This is a genomic window from Lacinutrix jangbogonensis, from assembly GCF_000797445.1.
GTDB classification, from domain to species: domain Bacteria; phylum Bacteroidota; class Bacteroidia; order Flavobacteriales; family Flavobacteriaceae; genus Lacinutrix; species Lacinutrix jangbogonensis.
Genome location: NZ_JSWF01000015.1, coordinates 1 through 15,627 on the forward strand (window position 1 = coordinate 1; position 15,627 = coordinate 15,627).

14 protein-coding genes are annotated in these 15,627 nt (G+C 31.6%); 10 read left to right on the plus strand and 4 right to left on the minus strand.

Translation table 11 applies throughout. The features are described from left to right. Positions 1 to 28: 28 nt before the first annotated feature. Complete coding sequence (locus RH82_RS02325; RefSeq protein ID WP_034057746.1) at positions 29 to 982, minus strand: transketolase family protein; 954 nt, start codon at positions 980 to 982, stop codon at positions 29 to 31. 23 nt (positions 983 to 1,005) lie between these two features. Beyond that, positions 1,006 to 1,851, minus strand: a complete 846-nt coding sequence (locus RH82_RS02330) for a transketolase (protein ID WP_034057747.1) — start codon at positions 1,849 to 1,851, stop codon at positions 1,006 to 1,008. Positions 1,852 to 2,041: 190 nt separating this feature from the next. Here RH82_RS02330 and tgt point away from each other — a divergent pair, with 190 nt between their 5' ends. From tgt to RH82_RS02380, 10 genes are all read left to right on the plus strand, one after another. Further along, positions 2,042 to 3,172 carry a tRNA guanosine(34) transglycosylase Tgt gene (tgt, locus tag RH82_RS02335; RefSeq protein WP_034057748.1) on the plus strand — a complete coding sequence of 377 codons (1,131 nt, stop codon included), beginning with the start codon at positions 2,042 to 2,044 and terminating at the stop codon, positions 3,170 to 3,172. Between the two features lie 91 nt (positions 3,173 to 3,263). Further along, positions 3,264 to 4,337, plus strand: coding sequence for an LptF/LptG family permease (locus tag RH82_RS02340; protein ID WP_081979164.1), 1,074 nt, complete (start codon positions 3,264 to 3,266; stop codon positions 4,335 to 4,337). Continuing rightward, entirely contained in the window at positions 4,324 to 5,238 is a 915-nt protein-coding gene (locus RH82_RS02345; protein ID WP_034057751.1) for a DMT family transporter, read from the plus strand. Before RH82_RS02340 ends, RH82_RS02345 begins: the two co-directional genes overlap by 14 nt. Positions 5,239 to 5,279: 41 nt before the next feature. Next, positions 5,280 to 6,233 carry an acetyl-CoA carboxylase carboxyltransferase subunit alpha gene (locus RH82_RS02350; protein WP_034057752.1) on the plus strand — a complete coding sequence of 318 codons (954 nt, stop codon included), beginning with the start codon at positions 5,280 to 5,282 and terminating at the stop codon, positions 6,231 to 6,233. 248 nt (positions 6,234 to 6,481) lie between these two features. Further along, entirely contained in the window at positions 6,482 to 8,011 is a 1,530-nt protein-coding gene (gene dnaB, locus RH82_RS02355; protein ID WP_034057753.1) for a replicative DNA helicase, read from the plus strand. Positions 8,012 to 8,081: 70 nt separating this feature from the next. Beyond that, a complete protein-coding gene (locus RH82_RS02360; RefSeq protein ID WP_034057755.1) occupies positions 8,082 to 9,107 on the plus strand; it encodes an AI-2E family transporter in 1,026 nt (341 codons plus the stop codon). A 57-nt stretch (positions 9,108 to 9,164) separates the two neighbouring features. Continuing rightward, complete coding sequence (locus tag RH82_RS02365; protein ID WP_034057757.1) at positions 9,165 to 10,088, plus strand: aminotransferase class IV; 924 nt, start codon at positions 9,165 to 9,167, stop codon at positions 10,086 to 10,088. Further along, positions 10,075 to 10,800, plus strand: a complete 726-nt coding sequence (locus RH82_RS02370) for a sulfotransferase-like domain-containing protein (protein WP_034057758.1) — start codon at positions 10,075 to 10,077, stop codon at positions 10,798 to 10,800. The genes RH82_RS02365 and RH82_RS02370 overlap by 14 nt, the downstream gene beginning before the upstream one ends. 125 nt (positions 10,801 to 10,925) lie before the next feature. Continuing rightward, positions 10,926 to 12,110, plus strand: a complete 1,185-nt coding sequence (locus tag RH82_RS02375) for a hypothetical protein (RefSeq protein WP_034057759.1) — start codon at positions 10,926 to 10,928, stop codon at positions 12,108 to 12,110. Positions 12,111 to 12,113: 3 nt separating this feature from the next. Then, entirely contained in the window at positions 12,114 to 12,746 is a 633-nt protein-coding gene (locus tag RH82_RS02380; RefSeq protein WP_156112394.1) for a hypothetical protein, read from the plus strand. A 168-nt stretch (positions 12,747 to 12,914) separates the two neighbouring features. Here the strand turns inward: RH82_RS02380 and RH82_RS02385 are convergent, their stop codons facing one another. After that, the gene (locus RH82_RS02385; RefSeq protein WP_034057762.1) at positions 12,915 to 13,619 is read right to left on the minus strand and encodes a response regulator transcription factor; all 705 of its coding nucleotides are present in this window, start codon (positions 13,617 to 13,619) and stop codon (positions 12,915 to 12,917) included. Positions 13,620 to 13,622: 3 nt separating this feature from the next. Further along, positions 13,623 to 15,473 carry a 7TM diverse intracellular signaling domain-containing protein gene (locus tag RH82_RS02390; RefSeq protein ID WP_034057764.1) on the minus strand — a complete coding sequence of 617 codons (1,851 nt, stop codon included), beginning with the start codon at positions 15,471 to 15,473 and terminating at the stop codon, positions 13,623 to 13,625. Positions 15,474 to 15,627: the final 154 nt, after the last annotated feature.

The window sequence follows — 15,627 nt, forward strand, 5'->3', positions numbered from 1 at the left end:
TCTTTTTATTTTTATATCTAAAAGAAAGTTACTTTCTTTTTATCACTTTTTCACAAGCTTTTATAATAGCGTCAGCATTTAAACCATACTTTTCCATTAGTTGAGCAGGTGTTCCAGACTCACCAAAAGTATCGTTTGTAGCAACAAATTCTTGAGGCGTTGGTTTGTGTTGCGATAATACTCTTGCAACACTTTCTCCAAGTCCCCCCATATAGTTGTGCTCTTCGGCAGTAACAATACAATTTGTTTTACTTACTGAATCTATAATTGCCTTGGCATCTAAAGGTTTAATAGTATGAATGTTAATGACTTCAGCAGATATCCCTTTTTCATTTAAAGCCTTTGCAGCTTCAAGTGCTTCCCAAACTAAATGTCCAGTGGCAACAATAGTGACATCTGTTCCATCTAATAAATGCAACGCTTTTCCTATTTCAAATTTGTGATCAACAGGTGTAAAGTTGGCTACTTTTGGTCTTCCAAAACGCAAATAAACTGGTCCCTCATGTTCTGCAATGGCAATAGTTGCTGCTTTGGTTTGGTTATAATCACATGTATTAATTACAGTCATTCCTGGTAGCATTTTCATTAATCCAATGTCTTCAAGAATTTGATGAGTTGCACCATCTTCTCCAAGTGTTAAACCTGCATGAGAAGCACAAATTTTTACATTTTTATCTGAATAGGCTATACTTTGTCTTATTTGATCGTAAACACGACCTGTAGAAAAGTTAGCAAAAGTTCCAGTGAAAGGAATTTTACCGCCAATAGTTAAACCAGCTGCAATACCCATCATATTAGCTTCTGCTATTCCTATTTGAAAAAAGCGTTCTGGATTTTCTTCTATAAATTGATCCATTTTTAGCGAACCAATTAAATCCGCACAAAGTGCTACCACATTAGGATTTGTTCGTCCTAATTCTGTTAATCCTGCTCCAAACCCTGAGCGTGTATCGTTATTTCCTTGATTTTCGTATGTTTTCATCTTTTGTCTCTTAATTTGAAGGATTAATAATCGCCTAAAGTTTCAGCATTCTGTGCCAATCCAGTAGCTAACTGAGCATCGTTTGGTGCTTTTCCATGCCAAGCATGTGTATGCATCATAAAATCTACGCCATTACCCATAACTGTTTTTAATAATACACAAACAGGCTTTCCTTTGCCAGTTAAAGACTTTGCCTCTGCCATACCTTTTAAAATAGCATCAACATTGTTTCCTTTTTCAATTTCTAAAACGGTCCAGCCAAAAGCTTCAAATTTACCTTTGATGCTTCCCATTGGTAAAACAGTATCGGTAGAACCATCAATCTGCTGTCCATTTAAATCTATAGTTGCAATTATATTATCTACATTTTTTCCTGCAGCATACATAATAGCTTCCCAATTTTGTCCTTCTTGTAATTCACCATCACCATGTAAACTATAGATTACGTGTTTGCAACCGTTTAATTTCTTGGCTTGTGCAGCACCAAGTGCAACACTCATACCTTGTCCAAGAGATCCAGAAGCTATTCTAATTCCTGGCAAGCCTTCATGTGTAGTTGGATGCCCTTGTAAACGTGTGTTAATTATTCTAAAGGTGTTCAACTCATCTACAGAAAAATAACCAGCTCTGGCTAAAACACTATAATAAACTGGTGAAATATGACCGTTTGAAAGGAAGAATAAATCCTCACCAATACCATCCATATCAAAACCATCTTTTCTGTCCATAATCTCGTTGTAAAGTGTTACAAGAAATTCTGCACAGCCTAAAGATCCTCCTGGATGTCCAGAATTTACTTTGTGAACCATTCGTAAAATATCTCTACGAACCTGAGTTGTAATGTCCTCTAATTGTTGTGTGTTTGCCATTGTTTTTAGCTTGGTTTATAAAGCATCAAAAATAGCTTTTTAAAGAGGGAATACAATATTAGTACAAAGGCACTTATTAACGAATTGATACGATTTGCTAACAATTTCAAACTTTTTTGAATTTTATTAAATGTTTAAGAACGTATGTTATTTTGTTAATTATCTTTACGAGCTGAATATTTTCATAACTATGACATTCGATTTAAAAGGAAAAGATGCACAAAGTAGTGCGAGAGCTGGAGTACTTACTACAGATCATGGCGTTATAGAGACACCAATTTTTATGCCTGTTGGTACTGTTGCTTCTGTAAAGGGAGTGCACCAGCGCGAGCTAAAAAATGATATCAATCCAGATATTATTTTAGGAAACACCTATCATTTATATTTAAGACCACAAATAGATGTTTTAGAAAAAGCTGGAGGTTTACATAAATTTATGAATTGGGATCGTAATATTTTAACCGATTCTGGTGGTTACCAAGTGTATTCTTTATCTGCAAACAGAAAAATTAAAGAGGAAGGCGTAAAATTTAAGTCTCATATAGATGGAAGTTACCATACGTTTACACCAGAAAGTGTAATGGAAATTCAACGTAGCATTGGAGCAGATATTATTATGGCTTTCGATGAGTGCACACCATATCCTTGCGATTATAACTACGCTAAACGTTCTATGAAAATGACGCATAGATGGTTAGACAGATGTATTAACCATTTAGAAAAAGTGCCTTTTAAGTACGATTATTCTCAGGCATTTTTCCCAATAGTTCAAGGGAGTTGTTATAAAGATTTACGTGTGCAATCTGCGGAATATATTGCAAATGCAGGAGCAGTAGGTAATGCTATTGGAGGCTTGTCTGTTGGTGAGCCTGCGGAAGAAATGTATGCTATGACGGAAATAGTAACAGCGATACTTCCAGAAGATAAACCACGTTATTTAATGGGAGTTGGAACACCAATTAATATATTAGAAAATATTGCACTCGGTGTCGATATGTTCGACTGTGTTATGCCAACACGTAACGCTAGAAATGGAATGTTATTTACAGCTCATGGTTCTATAAATATTAAAAATTTAAAATGGCGTGATGATTTTTCTGTATTAGATGACATGGCAATTACTTGGGTAGATACAGATTATTCTAAAGCATACGTTAGACACTTATTTACCGTAAACGAAAGATTAGCAGCACAAATAGCAACCATACATAATTTAGGATTTTACATGTGGTTAGTACGTGAGGCAAGAAAACATATCTTAGCAGGAGATTTTAGGACATGGAAAGATATGATGGTAAAACAAATGGATAAAAGACTTTAGAGTTTAGAAGTTAATTAAGAAAGTTGATAGAGAAGAGAAAAGAGATAAAAAGAACAGGATTGTCACTCTCGTTTTGAGAGCTTAAGAAAGAATGAAAATACTAGATTGGTACATATTAAAGCGATACTTACTCACATTTTTAATGATGATATTATTGTTTATCCCTATTGGAATAACAGTGCATCTTGCAGAGAAAATTGGTAAAATATTAGAGCGAGAAGCACCTTTTGGTGAAGTCATGGTTTATCTATTAGATTTTACTGTTTACTTTGCGCACTTACTATTTCCTTTATTTTTATTCCTGTCGGTAATATTATTTACTTCCAAATTGGCCAACAATACAGAGATTGTTGCTTTCTTAAGTTCGGGAGTTTCCTTTTCAAGGTTTTTAAGACCTTATTTAATTGGTGCTACTATTGTGGCTATGATCTCAATCGTTTTAGGTTTATATTTAGCACCTAATGCTAGTAAAGGTTTTAACGATTTTAAATATAAATATTTAAGTGGTAAAAAACACAATCAAAACCAAAAGCTTTTTAAACAGATTAATGATAACGAAATTATATATGTTAGCAGTTTTGATGCTAAAAGAAATCAAGGCTTAAATTTTTCATTGGAACATTTTGAGGACGATAAATTGGCCTATAAAATTGAAGCAAACAGTATTAGATATGTTGAGAAAGATTCTACATATAGATTAAGAAATTACTTTAAACGTTCTATTACTGAAGGTGATGATATTCTTGAAAGCGAAAGAAGAAAAGATACTATTTTTAATTTCGAATTAGAAGATTTAGTTCCAGACGACTACATAGCAGAGACCTTAAACTATATAGACTTAAAGCGATTTATTTCACGTGAAGAAAAACGAGGTTCGTCGAGCATAGGACGGTACAAGTTAGAATTATATAGAAAATGGAGTTTACCAGTTTCGGTATTTATATTAACAATAATAGCAGTTGCTGTATCCTCAATAAAAAGAAGAGGAGGAATGGGTGTAAACCTTGCTTTTGGTATTACTATCGCCATGATTTTTGTTTTCTTCGATAAGGTCTTTGGTACAATGGCAGCACAATCAGATTTCTCTCCACTGATAGCAGTTTGGTTTCCAAATGTAATTTTTGGTATTTTAGCTGTAATACTATTGTACAATGCTAAACGATAAACTTAAAAGTTATTTACACCTACATTTTTTAGTTTTTATAGCTGGATTTACTGCTATTCTTGGAAAACTTATTACTATCGAAGCGGTCTCTCTAGTTTGGTATCGTATGGTAATTGCATCTATATTTATGTTTGTTTACATAAAAATAGCGAAAGTAGATATCTCTATAAATATAAAAACACTTATTAAGTTTTCTGTAGCCGGAATTATTATAGCTTTGCATTGGATTACTTTTTTTGCAGCAATAGACGTTTCTAATATATCCATAACATTAGCTATGTTTTCTACTGGAGCTTTTTTTGCCTCATTTATTGAACCAATAGTCTATAAGCGAAAAATTATTTGGTATGAAATTCTCTTCGGGATTGTAGTAATTATTGGTATTACAATCATTTTAAAAACCGAGATGAAGCATATTATGGGAATATTATTGGGTATTTCATCCGCCTTTTTTTCATCACTATTTGCTGTATTAAACGGTAAGTTTCTTGAAAAAGATTCAGCGACAAAAATTTCATTTTACGAGTTTATTGCTGGCGTTATTTTTATTTCACTTTTTATATTAATATTTGGAGAGGGTTTTTCTTTAGAATACTTGCAATTAAGTGCTAAAGATTTCCTTTACTTGTTACTATTAGCATCTATTTGTACTGCTTATGCTTTTATTGCTTCAGTTTATGTTATGAAACAAATTAGTCCTTACACGGTTGTACTGACCTATAATTTAGAACCTATTTATGGCGTTATTTTGGCATTAATAATATTTCCGAAAACGGAAACGATGTCACCCTCCTTTTACTATGGTGCATTTATTATATTATCCACGGTATTATTAAATGGAATAATAAAAAACACAAAAGCCTTTAAAAATAAGAATACACAAAACCAAAAAATTGTGTAATTTTGTAACCTAACTAAGAAACTATATTAATACAATTCTCAATGGAATATTTAGAATTTGAATTACCAATAAAAGAGCTAGAAGACCAATTAGACAAATGCCAAGTTATTGGTAAAGAGAGCAATGTTGATGTTACAGAAACCTGTAAACAGATAGAGAAAAAGCTTGTTGTAACTAAAAAGGAAATTTACAAGAACTTAACGCCTTGGCAACGTGTCCAAATGTCACGTCATCCAAACAGGCCATATACTTTAGACTACATTCAAGCTTTATGTGGAGACTCTTTTTTAGAGCTACATGGAGATCGTAATTTTAAAGACGATAAGGCTATGATTGGTGGTTTAGGCAAAATTGGAGACCAGAGTTACATGATTATTGGTCAACAAAAAGGATACAATACTAAAACAAGACAATATAGAAATTTTGGGATGGCAAATCCAGAAGGTTACCGTAAAGCATTACGCTTGATGAAATCTGCTGAAAAATTTGGTATTCCTGTAATAACACTTTTAGATACTCCTGGAGCGTATCCTGGTTTAGAGGCCGAAGAACGTGGTCAAGGAGAAGCTATTGCTAGAAATATTTTAGAAATGACACGTCTTAAAGTACCAATAATTACTATTGTAATTGGTGAAGGTGCCTCTGGAGGAGCTTTAGGAATTGGAGTAGGAGATAAGGTGCTAATGCTAGAAAATACTTGGTATTCTGTAATCTCTCCAGAATCTTGTTCTTCAATCTTATGGAGAAGTTGGGAATATAAAGAACAAGCTGCTGATGCTTTAAAGCTGACTGCAACAGATATGAAAAAAATGAAGATTGTAGACGAAATCGTTAAAGAACCATTAGGTGGAGCGCATAGCGATAGAGAAAAAACATTTTTAGCAGTTAAAAATGCGATTATAAAATCTTATGAGGAGTTTAAAAACTTATCACCAAAAGATTTGGTTGCTCAACGTATGGATAAATATTCTCAAATGGGAGTTTATAAAGGCTAACAGTTACAAATACTGAAAACATTAAAATCTGAAAGCTGGTCTTTCAGATTTTTTTTATGCTTATTAACAAAATTATTGACTTATTAACAGTTCAATTGTTAAGATTGAACAGTATTAAAATTCACATGCTCTTAACAATTGTTTTACTTTCGCTTAACATGAACCAAGCCAAAATCAAAGCTAAATCTATGTCCGAATCCCTTAATGGCGAACACCATCTGACATTTAATAAAAATAGAAAATAACAGATGAAGCAACCACAAAATATATCTGGATATAAAGTAGATAAAAGTACAATTATTTCTCTTGAAAAAGGAAAAATACCACCGCAGGCTCTAGATTTAGAAGAGGTTGTACTTGGAGCGATGATGATTGATAAAAAAGGTGTCGATGAAGTTATCGATATTTTAAGTGCAGATGCTTTTTATAAAGAAGGGCATCAACATATTTTTGAAGCTATCTTTATGTTGTTTCAAGAAAGTCAACCAATCGATTTATTAACCGTTTCTACACAGTTAAAGACTAATGCAAAGTTAGATTTAGCAGGAGGCGATTTTTACCTTATTTCTCTTACGCAAAAAGTATCTTCTTCTGCACATATTGAGTTTCATGCACGTATTATTTTACAGAAATTTATTCAAAGAAGTTTAATTAAAATTTCAAGTGAAATTATTGAAACGGCTTATGATGAAACTCAGGATGTTTTCGATTTATTAGACAAAGCAGAATCTAAGTTATACGAAGTTACACAAGGAAATATTAAGAAATCGAGTGAAACAGCACAAGATTTAGTAATACAAGCCAAAAAGAAAATTGAAGAGATTTCCAAGAAAGATGGAATGAGTGGTGTTCCTTCTGGGTTTGATAAGCTTGATAAATTGACATCTGGCTGGCAACCAAGTGATTTAGTTATTATTGCTGCACGTCCAGGAATGGGTAAAACAGCCTTTACTTTAACCATGGCTAGAAATATAGCCGTAAACCATAATATTCCTGTGGCATTTTTCTCTTTAGAGATGGCATCTGTGCAGTTAATAACTCGTTTAATTTCTAGTGAAACGGGATTGTCTTCAGAGAAATTAAGAACTGGGAAATTAGAAAAACACGAATGGGAGCAACTAAACGTAAAAGTAAAAGCACTTGAAAAAGCTCCATTATTTATAGATGATACACCATCACTCTCAATTTTCGATTTGCGAGCAAAAGCGAGACGTCTATCATCTCAGCATGGTATTAAAGTGATTATGGTAGATTATTTGCAATTGATGACGGCTGCAGGTAATGGCGGAAACCGAGAGCAGGAAATTTCTACTATTTCTAGAAACTTAAAGGCACTAGCCAAAGAATTAGAAGTGCCTGTAATAGCGCTCTCGCAATTATCGCGTGCTGTAGAAACTCGTGGAGGAAGTAAAAGACCTTTACTATCAGATTTACGTGAATCTGGAGCTATTGAGCAAGATGCAGATATTGTGTCGTTTATCTATAGACCAGAATATTATAAAATTGACGAATGGGATGACGATGATCAATCTCCAACGGCGGGACAAGGTGAATTTATTGTTGCCAAGCATAGAAATGGTGGCTTGGATAATATTCGTTTAAAGTTTATTGGCAACTTAGGTAAGTTTGATAATTTGGATGATTTCGATACGCCATTTGGTCAAGAATTTCATAGTAAAATGAATGCCGCCGCTAACGACGATACTTTTAAAGCTGATAATTTTTCAGCTTCTCCAGAAGACGCCTTTGGCGCTCCAGACGATGAGGTGCCATTTTAACAACTACTGTTAAATTCTATCAAAAAAGAAATCATTAAATTATATTTACATAAAAATAAGCGTAACAATAATGGATAAACTCCGTACCACAAATTATTTACTATTAATTGTAGTAATACCAATAGTATTTTATTTACTTAAAACGCTATCGTTCATTTTTGTACCACTGGTGTTTTCTATGTTTATCGCGTTGATGTTTTTACCACTATTGCGTTTTTTAAAACGTAGAGGAGTACATAAAATCATTAGTATTTTTATAGTAATATTAATTATTATTCTTGGTGTAAAATTAGGGGTGGAGTTGGTTAAGCTTACAAGTAAGCAAATAATGGAAAGCGATTCGTCTTTCTTTTTAAAAGCGGAAACTAAAGTTAACGATTTGGTGTACGAAGTACAATCTGTTTTAGGAACTGAAACGATAAAAAACGACCATGCAAAACTAACACGCTTTCTAAATAAAGATACTATTTTTAATAATTTTGGAAACACTTTAACGGTTATAAGCCGAACGTTAACAGCTCTGTTAATGACTATTTTCTTTGTCGTACTTTGGTTAGCAGAATCTATAAATATAGAAAACCTTCTCAATCAAACCTTATTAAGGAAAAGACACCAATCTATTAAAACATTCATTAAAATTGAAAACGAGTTAATAAAGTTTATTAAAGTAAAAGTATTAGTTAGTTTTCTCACTGGTTTGTTTACTGGGCTAGCATGTTTTTTCTTCGATGTTAGTTTTCCAATTTTTTGGGGATTATTTGCCTTCCTTATAAATTTTGTACAAATGGTGGGCTCTTTTATTACAGTTATATTACTATCAATTTTCGCATTTGTAGAACTAGAAGCATCAAGTACATTGCTATTCTTTATACTTGCAATTGCAGGGACACAAGTACTTTATGGTAGTATTCTAGAACCAATATTTATGGGAAAATCTTTTTCAATAAACATTATTACAGTTCTTGTATCGCTAATGTTTTGGGGATTTATTTGGGGAGTTCCAGGTTTAATAATGGCGATTCCTATTACTGTTTTTCTTAAGATTATCTTCGAACAATTTCCGAGTACTAAAACAATATCAAATTTAATTTCTTAGATTAATTACCGTCTTTTTTGCTATCTTTCTTTTTTAAAATAAAAAGATAATAATTTTATGGTTCATGGTACACATAATGCAGTAGAAGACAGTAGAAATAAAGATATTCAAATTTATATTAATAAAGAATTTTTTAAACGGGAAGATGCTAAAATTTCAGTTTTTGATAGTGGTTACCTTGTAGGAGATGGTATTTGGGAAGCGCTACGTTTACACAAAGGTGTTTTAGTTTTTCTTAAAGACCATTTAGATAGATTATGGCAATCCGCAGCAACTGTTGGGATGAAATTCCCTTTTACTAAAGAAGAATTAGTTGCCGAAGTTTGGAAAACCTTAAATAAAAATAATATGCAAGACAATGTTCATGTTCGTATTATGATTACAAGAGGCATTAAAAAAACACCATCTCAAGATCCTAGACTTACTATTTCTGGCCCAAATGTGGTTATTTTACCCGAGTATAAAAAAGCTTCGCCAGAAAGTAAAGAAAAAGGAATAACATTATTTACAAGTACTGTTCGCCGTGGTTCGCCAGATTATTTAGATCCAAGATTAAACTGCCATAGCAAATTGCATGAAGTGCAAGCGCTAATTCAAGCTATTGAAGCCGGAGCAGACGAAGCTTTAATGCTAGATGTTAATGGTTTTGTTTCAACATGTAATGCAACCAATTTTTTTATTATAAGAGATCAAGAAGTGTATACATCTACAGGACAATATTGCATGAATGGAATTACTAGAGCAAAAGTAATTCAAGCATGTAAAGAAAATAATATTGTATGTCATCAAAAAGATTTCTCGTTGTTTGATGTTTATGGAGCAGACGAGGCTTTCGTAACAGGAACATTTGGAGGATTAACTCCTGTAACTAAAATTGATGGAAGAACAATAGGAGAGCAAACCTATGGAGATTTCACCAGGAAATTAAGTAGTTTATATCACGAATTAATAGTCAAAGAAGTAGAAAGTGATAAATACTAAACGCATCTGTTTATGGTCTGGACCAAGAAATATCTCTACAACATTAATGTATAGCTTTGCACAAAGACAAGACACCAAAGTATTTGATGAGCCTCTATATGCACATTATTTAAGTAATACAGATGCAAAGGAATACCATCCAGGAGCGCAAGATATCTTAAATTCCTTAGAGCATGATGGTAATAAGGTGATTGAAAAAATGTTGACTAATAATGAAAAGCCAGTCTTCTTTTTTAAAAACATGACACATCACTTATTGCATTTAAATCGAGACTTCATGAATGAGGTGTATAATGTTATACTAACTCGAGATCCTATAGAAATGCTACCTTCCTTTGATAAAGTAATAAAGAATCCAAGTCTAGATGATGTTGGGTATGCTAAACATACTGAACTCTTAAATTATTTTGAAGCTAATAACATTAAACCAATAGTTTTAGACTCTAAACAAGTATTATTAAACCCAAAGAAAGTATTAACACAATTGTGTGCGTTTATAGGTATTCCTTTTGATGAAAATATGCTGCATTGGCAAGCAGCAGCAAGACCAGAAGATGGTGTCTGGGCTAAATATTGGTACACAAATATTCATAAATCAACAGGGTATTTACCATACAAACCAAAAACTAAAACTTTTCCTGAGCATCTTAAGCCATTATTAATGGAATGCACTCCACATTATAAAAAACTGCTTAAATATGCAATCCGTTAAAATTGTACTAAAACAGTTTTAGACAGACTATTTTTTGATTAACTTTCGGACCCATGAAAAAACTAGTAAAACTAATAATACTATTATTTGTAACGCAAAGTTATGCATCGTACATATTGGTTCCTATGGATGCCGAAACACAGGAAAATCATCTAAAAGCTTATGGTATCACCTATTGGTCTTTAGCTAAGGACATAAAAGTTAAATGGCTATTAAACTACAGAGGCGGTTCATTTTTATTACCAGATACAGCCGAAATTCAAAAAGAATGTAAAATTCGAGGTGTAAGCTTCGAGGTTTTAAGTAATGACAAAGCAGAAAGCATTCTTGAAGATATTAGCAGTCCAAGTAAAAATATGGAAGCTGTAGTTTTAGAGAAAGCACCTAAAATTGCAGTTTATACTCCAAAAGGGAAATTACCTTGGGACGATGCCGTTACAATGGTATTAACCTATGCAGAGATACCTTACGAAACTATCTACGATGAAAATGTATTAAAAGATGAACTCATTTTATACGATTGGTTGCACCTACATCATGAAGATTTTACAGGACAGTTTGGTAAATTCTACTCACGCTATAGAACAGCTGCTTGGTACATAGAGAAGAAAAATCAAGCTGAAGCTTTGGCAACAAGACTTGGTTACAGTAAAGTGTCTAACGAAAAAAGAGACGTGGCGTTAAAAATTAGAGACTATGTTGTTGGAGGTGGTTTTATGTTCGCCATGTGCAGTGCTACAGATAGTTTTGACATTGCATTATCTGCAGAAGGAGTAGATATTTGCGAGCCAATGTTCGACGGAGATGGAAGCGATGCAAACTACCAATCTAAAATAGAATACCGTAAAACATTCGCATTTAAAGATTATAGATTAGAACGTAGTCCATTGGTGTATGAGTTTTCAAGCATAGATATGACTAGAAAACGAAAAATCCCTAAGCAAACAGACTATTTCTCATTAATGGATTTCTCTGCAAAATGGGATCCTATACCAACCATGTTATGTCAAAATCACACGGCTTTGGTTAAAGGTTTTATGGGTCAAACCACTTCTTTTTCGCGTGAGGAAATTAAAAGTAATGTACTTGTAATGGGAGAAAACAGAACAAATGGTGAGGCAAAATACATTCATGGTATTAAAGGAAAAGGCTTTTTCACATTCTATGGCGGTCATGATCCAGAAGATTACACACATAAAGTTGGCGATCCTAAAACAGAACTAGACTTACATCCAACATCACCAGGTTATAGACTTATTTTAAATAATGTGTTATTTCCTGCAGCTAAAAAGAAGAAGCAAAAGACTTAATTTATGGATTTTTTATTCGTTTTTATTATTAGTTTACTTGGATTGTTTTTTTTATTGTTCAATACCATTTTGTTTGCAACCAATAGTGATGTTAGGAAGAAAGTGTATAAAATGTTTTTGGCATATTTGATAGCATTGTCAATAATAGAAATTGCTTGTCATATAATAGGCTTTTTACATCCTAATTTAAATTTTTTTATTTCTCATTTTTACTTTATTTTTCAATTTGCCTTTTTAAGTAGCTTATTTTATAAGTTGTTTAAAGAAAAAGGAATGAAGCAGTTAATTGTTTTAATTTTTATTGTACAAATAATAATTTTAATATGGACATATTATTCAAATCCTCAATTGTTTTGGAGTTTTAATATTTATGAAATTAGTTCAACATCTTTCATTTTAGTGGCGTATGCGCTATTGTTTATTTTTAAAAATCTAGATGTAGAACACAATTATTTTAATTTTTCAATTGGTTTAATTTTGTATTTATGCTGTAGTAATTCAATATTTTTATCAGGAAACTTAGATTTAGTATTATTAGAAAACCCTTATATAGATATATGGGTTTTTAACTCATTATTTTATATTATTTTTCAGTATATGGTTTATAGAGAGTATTTATTCTTTAAAAAACAATAAAAGGTTAACTATAGAAACATAAAGTTGGTGGTCCTGAAACAGAATTAGACTTCCAACAGCTCCAGGTTACGGACTTATTTTGAATTCTGTACTCTTTCCTGCTGCTAAAGAAAAGAAACCATAAATCACATCTATTTACTACATAATCAATTAGATAAAGATGTTAGATTAATCAAGAAAAGTGACATCTTTAATTTGTTCTAAGAAATTCTCCTTATAGGTTCTTCCTAATGGGAGGTTTTTATTATTTACTCTTACATATTGGCTATTATAGCCTTGTATAGTATGTTTGTTAATTATTACAGATTTGTGGATTCTAATAAAAATAGTTGTATAGAGTTCTAAAAATTCAGCTAAAGATTTTCTAACAAAATGTATTTTTTCGCTAAAGGGATAGATATTAATATAATTACCATCTGCTTCAACGTACTTAATTTTAGAAAGTAATATATGATCTTGCATACCTTTATTTGTATAAGTAAAACAAGCTTTATCATTTATAGAATTTAAGGCCATTGCAACATTTGCATAAATTGTAGTAGTAATAAAAGGTTTTACTATATAGCTAGAAGGCTGCGTTGTTTTAGCTTTTTCTATTGTTTTTTCATCAGCATTTGCAGTGATATAGATATAGATAAAATCATATTTTTGGAGCAAGTGTTTTATTAGGTCTATACCATCCAAAGCACTATTGCCACCTAAATTAATATCCATTAATACCAAGTCGTACGTTTTTATTGTAAACAGTTGCTTCGCTTCTTCAACATCACCTGCTACATCCACACAGTTATAACCATATTTATTTAGAATAAACCGTAAATTTTCAGCAATAATAAGCTCATCTTCGACAATTAATATTTCTTTATTCTTCATCTTTTAATCTTTATATTCTTCTATGGGTATTATTAATTCTGTAACAAATAATTTTGCATCAAAGTAACGTGTAATCGTTCCACGTAATTGTTTCGTTAATGATTTAACTAAAAATAATCCTAAATATTTTTTAACATCTTGTTTTTGTGTGTTATGGTCAAAACCAATACCTGAATCTGCTACTATTAACACCCAGTTTTTTTCTTTCTGACTTATAGCAATTTTAATTATATTATTGACATTAGTTTTTAACCCATATTTAAAGCTATTTGCTAGTAATTCATTTACAATTAATCCTAAAGGAACAGCTTTATTTATAGGCATGTCTTTGTTGTCTATCAATAACTGATATTCAATTTTCGTATCGCCTGGGTAATAGCTGTCTCGTATATAGGTAAACAATTCCTCTATGTAACTTTTTACATTTATTCTAGCCAAATTATCAGACTGATATAGTTTTTGGTGTATTAAGGACATAGAGTACACACGCGATTTACTTTGCGCAAGTATCTCTTTATTTTTGCTGTCTGTTATAGAAGCTACTTGTAAATCTAATAAGCTAATTACTATTTGTAAGTTGTTTTTAACACGATGGTGAATTTCTTTTAGTAATACCTCTTTTTCGCTTAGTGAAGCTTCTAATTCTGCAGTTTGAATGGTAACTAATTCCTCTAGTTCTGCTCTGGTTTGATTTTCTAAACGATTTTTTTCTATTCCTACTAAAGAATATTTGTGTCCTAATGCAAAGGATAATAATATGACCTCCAAAAAAGTACCAAAGTGCATAAAATGATCAGTAAAGCCATTATGAGGTAAAATCCCAACTGTTTTAAGGGCAAAAACAACCATCCCGAAAAGATAAAAAGTCCAAGCGATAGTAAAATAAAGTGCTATTTTATTTCCTTTAATCAGACTATATAGCGCTGAAGAAAAAATAATTGTAGAAGTTCCAATGATCGCAAGAATATTTATTTTTCTAGATATATAGTCAAACTTCATGAACTCTAAGGCAATATTAAATAGTAGAATTGTAATTGCGAATAATAATAGGTAGTAGAAAAAAATACTGGTCTTTTTTATACTTAAAAAGCGAATGGCAAACAATGCACTAAAAATGCCTGTAAGAGACATAATAATAACAGGGAATCGAAATGAGAATTCTGGTGATTCTGGGCTTAAATAAGGAATTAAAATTCCAAAAATATACCCTTGAGATAAAATGGCAGAAAACAAAGCCAATACATATAAAAGGTAACTAAAGTCTCTAGTACTAAAATATAAAAACAAGTTATATATTCCCATTAACAATAAACCTCCAATAAGTAAACCGCTTATTAAATAAGAATTTACACGTTCTTTATAAAATTGCTCTTTGCTTTTAATAGTAACAGGTACAAATAAAGAAAATCTACTTGTAACTTTAAGGTATACAACAGGAGTTGCTAAATCATTTAAAGGGATATTAAAAGTAGGTAAGTAGTGGTTAAATTTATTTTTAGAATATGGAAACATAACACCCAAAGACTCTTGTACTATTTTATTGTTTTTTAAGGTATATAAAAGCGTTATGGTATCCTTTAATGGTGTTTTAATTTCTATAACAGTTTCTGGGTCTAATATTTTGTGATTTAAATTAATTTTTACCCAAAGTGTACTTTTAGTAATCCCTAAATTAATAAACTTTTCTTTTGAAGGTGTAAATATTCTCTCTTGTACAGACCTAAAAGAATGAGAAGAATTTACATCTTCAAAATAAGACATTTCAAATAAAGAGCCTGATTGCGCTATTACTTTTTGAGTGCTTATTGCATTAATAAGAAAAACGAATACTAAATAAATAACATATTTATGCATGTATAATTTTGTTGATAAAAGTATCAAATTATACAAATTAAAGACATAAGTGTTAACCCTGATTTTTGGTAAAAACAGCGTTTAACACCTAAGGGATAACCCTGATTTTTAGTATCAAGCGTTGAAATACTAAGTATTCTGTTTATTAATTAAA

What these genes read in the sequence shown, in the direction of transcription:
- RH82_RS02325 (WP_034057746.1), bottom strand. Translation starts at nt 982, where the DNA reads ATGAAAACATACGAAAATCAAGGAAATAACGATACACGCTCAGGGTTT.
- RH82_RS02330 (WP_034057747.1), bottom strand. Translation starts at nt 1,851, where the DNA reads ATGGCAAACACACAACAATTAGAGGACATTACAACTCAGGTTCGTAGA.
- tgt (WP_034057748.1), top strand. Translation starts at nt 2,042, where the DNA reads ATGACATTCGATTTAAAAGGAAAAGATGCACAAAGTAGTGCGAGAGCT.
- RH82_RS02340 (WP_081979164.1), top strand. Translation starts at nt 3,264, where the DNA reads ATGAAAATACTAGATTGGTACATATTAAAGCGATACTTACTCACATTT.
- RH82_RS02345 (WP_034057751.1), top strand. Translation starts at nt 4,324, where the DNA reads ATGCTAAACGATAAACTTAAAAGTTATTTACACCTACATTTTTTAGTT.
- RH82_RS02350 (WP_034057752.1), top strand. Translation starts at nt 5,280, where the DNA reads ATGGAATATTTAGAATTTGAATTACCAATAAAAGAGCTAGAAGACCAA.
- dnaB (WP_034057753.1), top strand. Translation starts at nt 6,482, where the DNA reads ATGAAGCAACCACAAAATATATCTGGATATAAAGTAGATAAAAGTACA.
- RH82_RS02360 (WP_034057755.1), top strand. Translation starts at nt 8,082, where the DNA reads ATGGATAAACTCCGTACCACAAATTATTTACTATTAATTGTAGTAATA.
- RH82_RS02365 (WP_034057757.1), top strand. Translation starts at nt 9,165, where the DNA reads ATGGTTCATGGTACACATAATGCAGTAGAAGACAGTAGAAATAAAGAT.
- RH82_RS02375 (WP_034057759.1), top strand. Translation starts at nt 10,926, where the DNA reads ATGGATGCCGAAACACAGGAAAATCATCTAAAAGCTTATGGTATCACC.
- RH82_RS02380 (WP_156112394.1), top strand. Translation starts at nt 12,114, where the DNA reads ATGGATTTTTTATTCGTTTTTATTATTAGTTTACTTGGATTGTTTTTT.
- RH82_RS02385 (WP_034057762.1), bottom strand. Translation starts at nt 13,619, where the DNA reads ATGAAGAATAAAGAAATATTAATTGTCGAAGATGAGCTTATTATTGCT.
- RH82_RS02390 (WP_034057764.1), bottom strand. Translation starts at nt 15,473, where the DNA reads ATGCATAAATATGTTATTTATTTAGTATTCGTTTTTCTTATTAATGCA.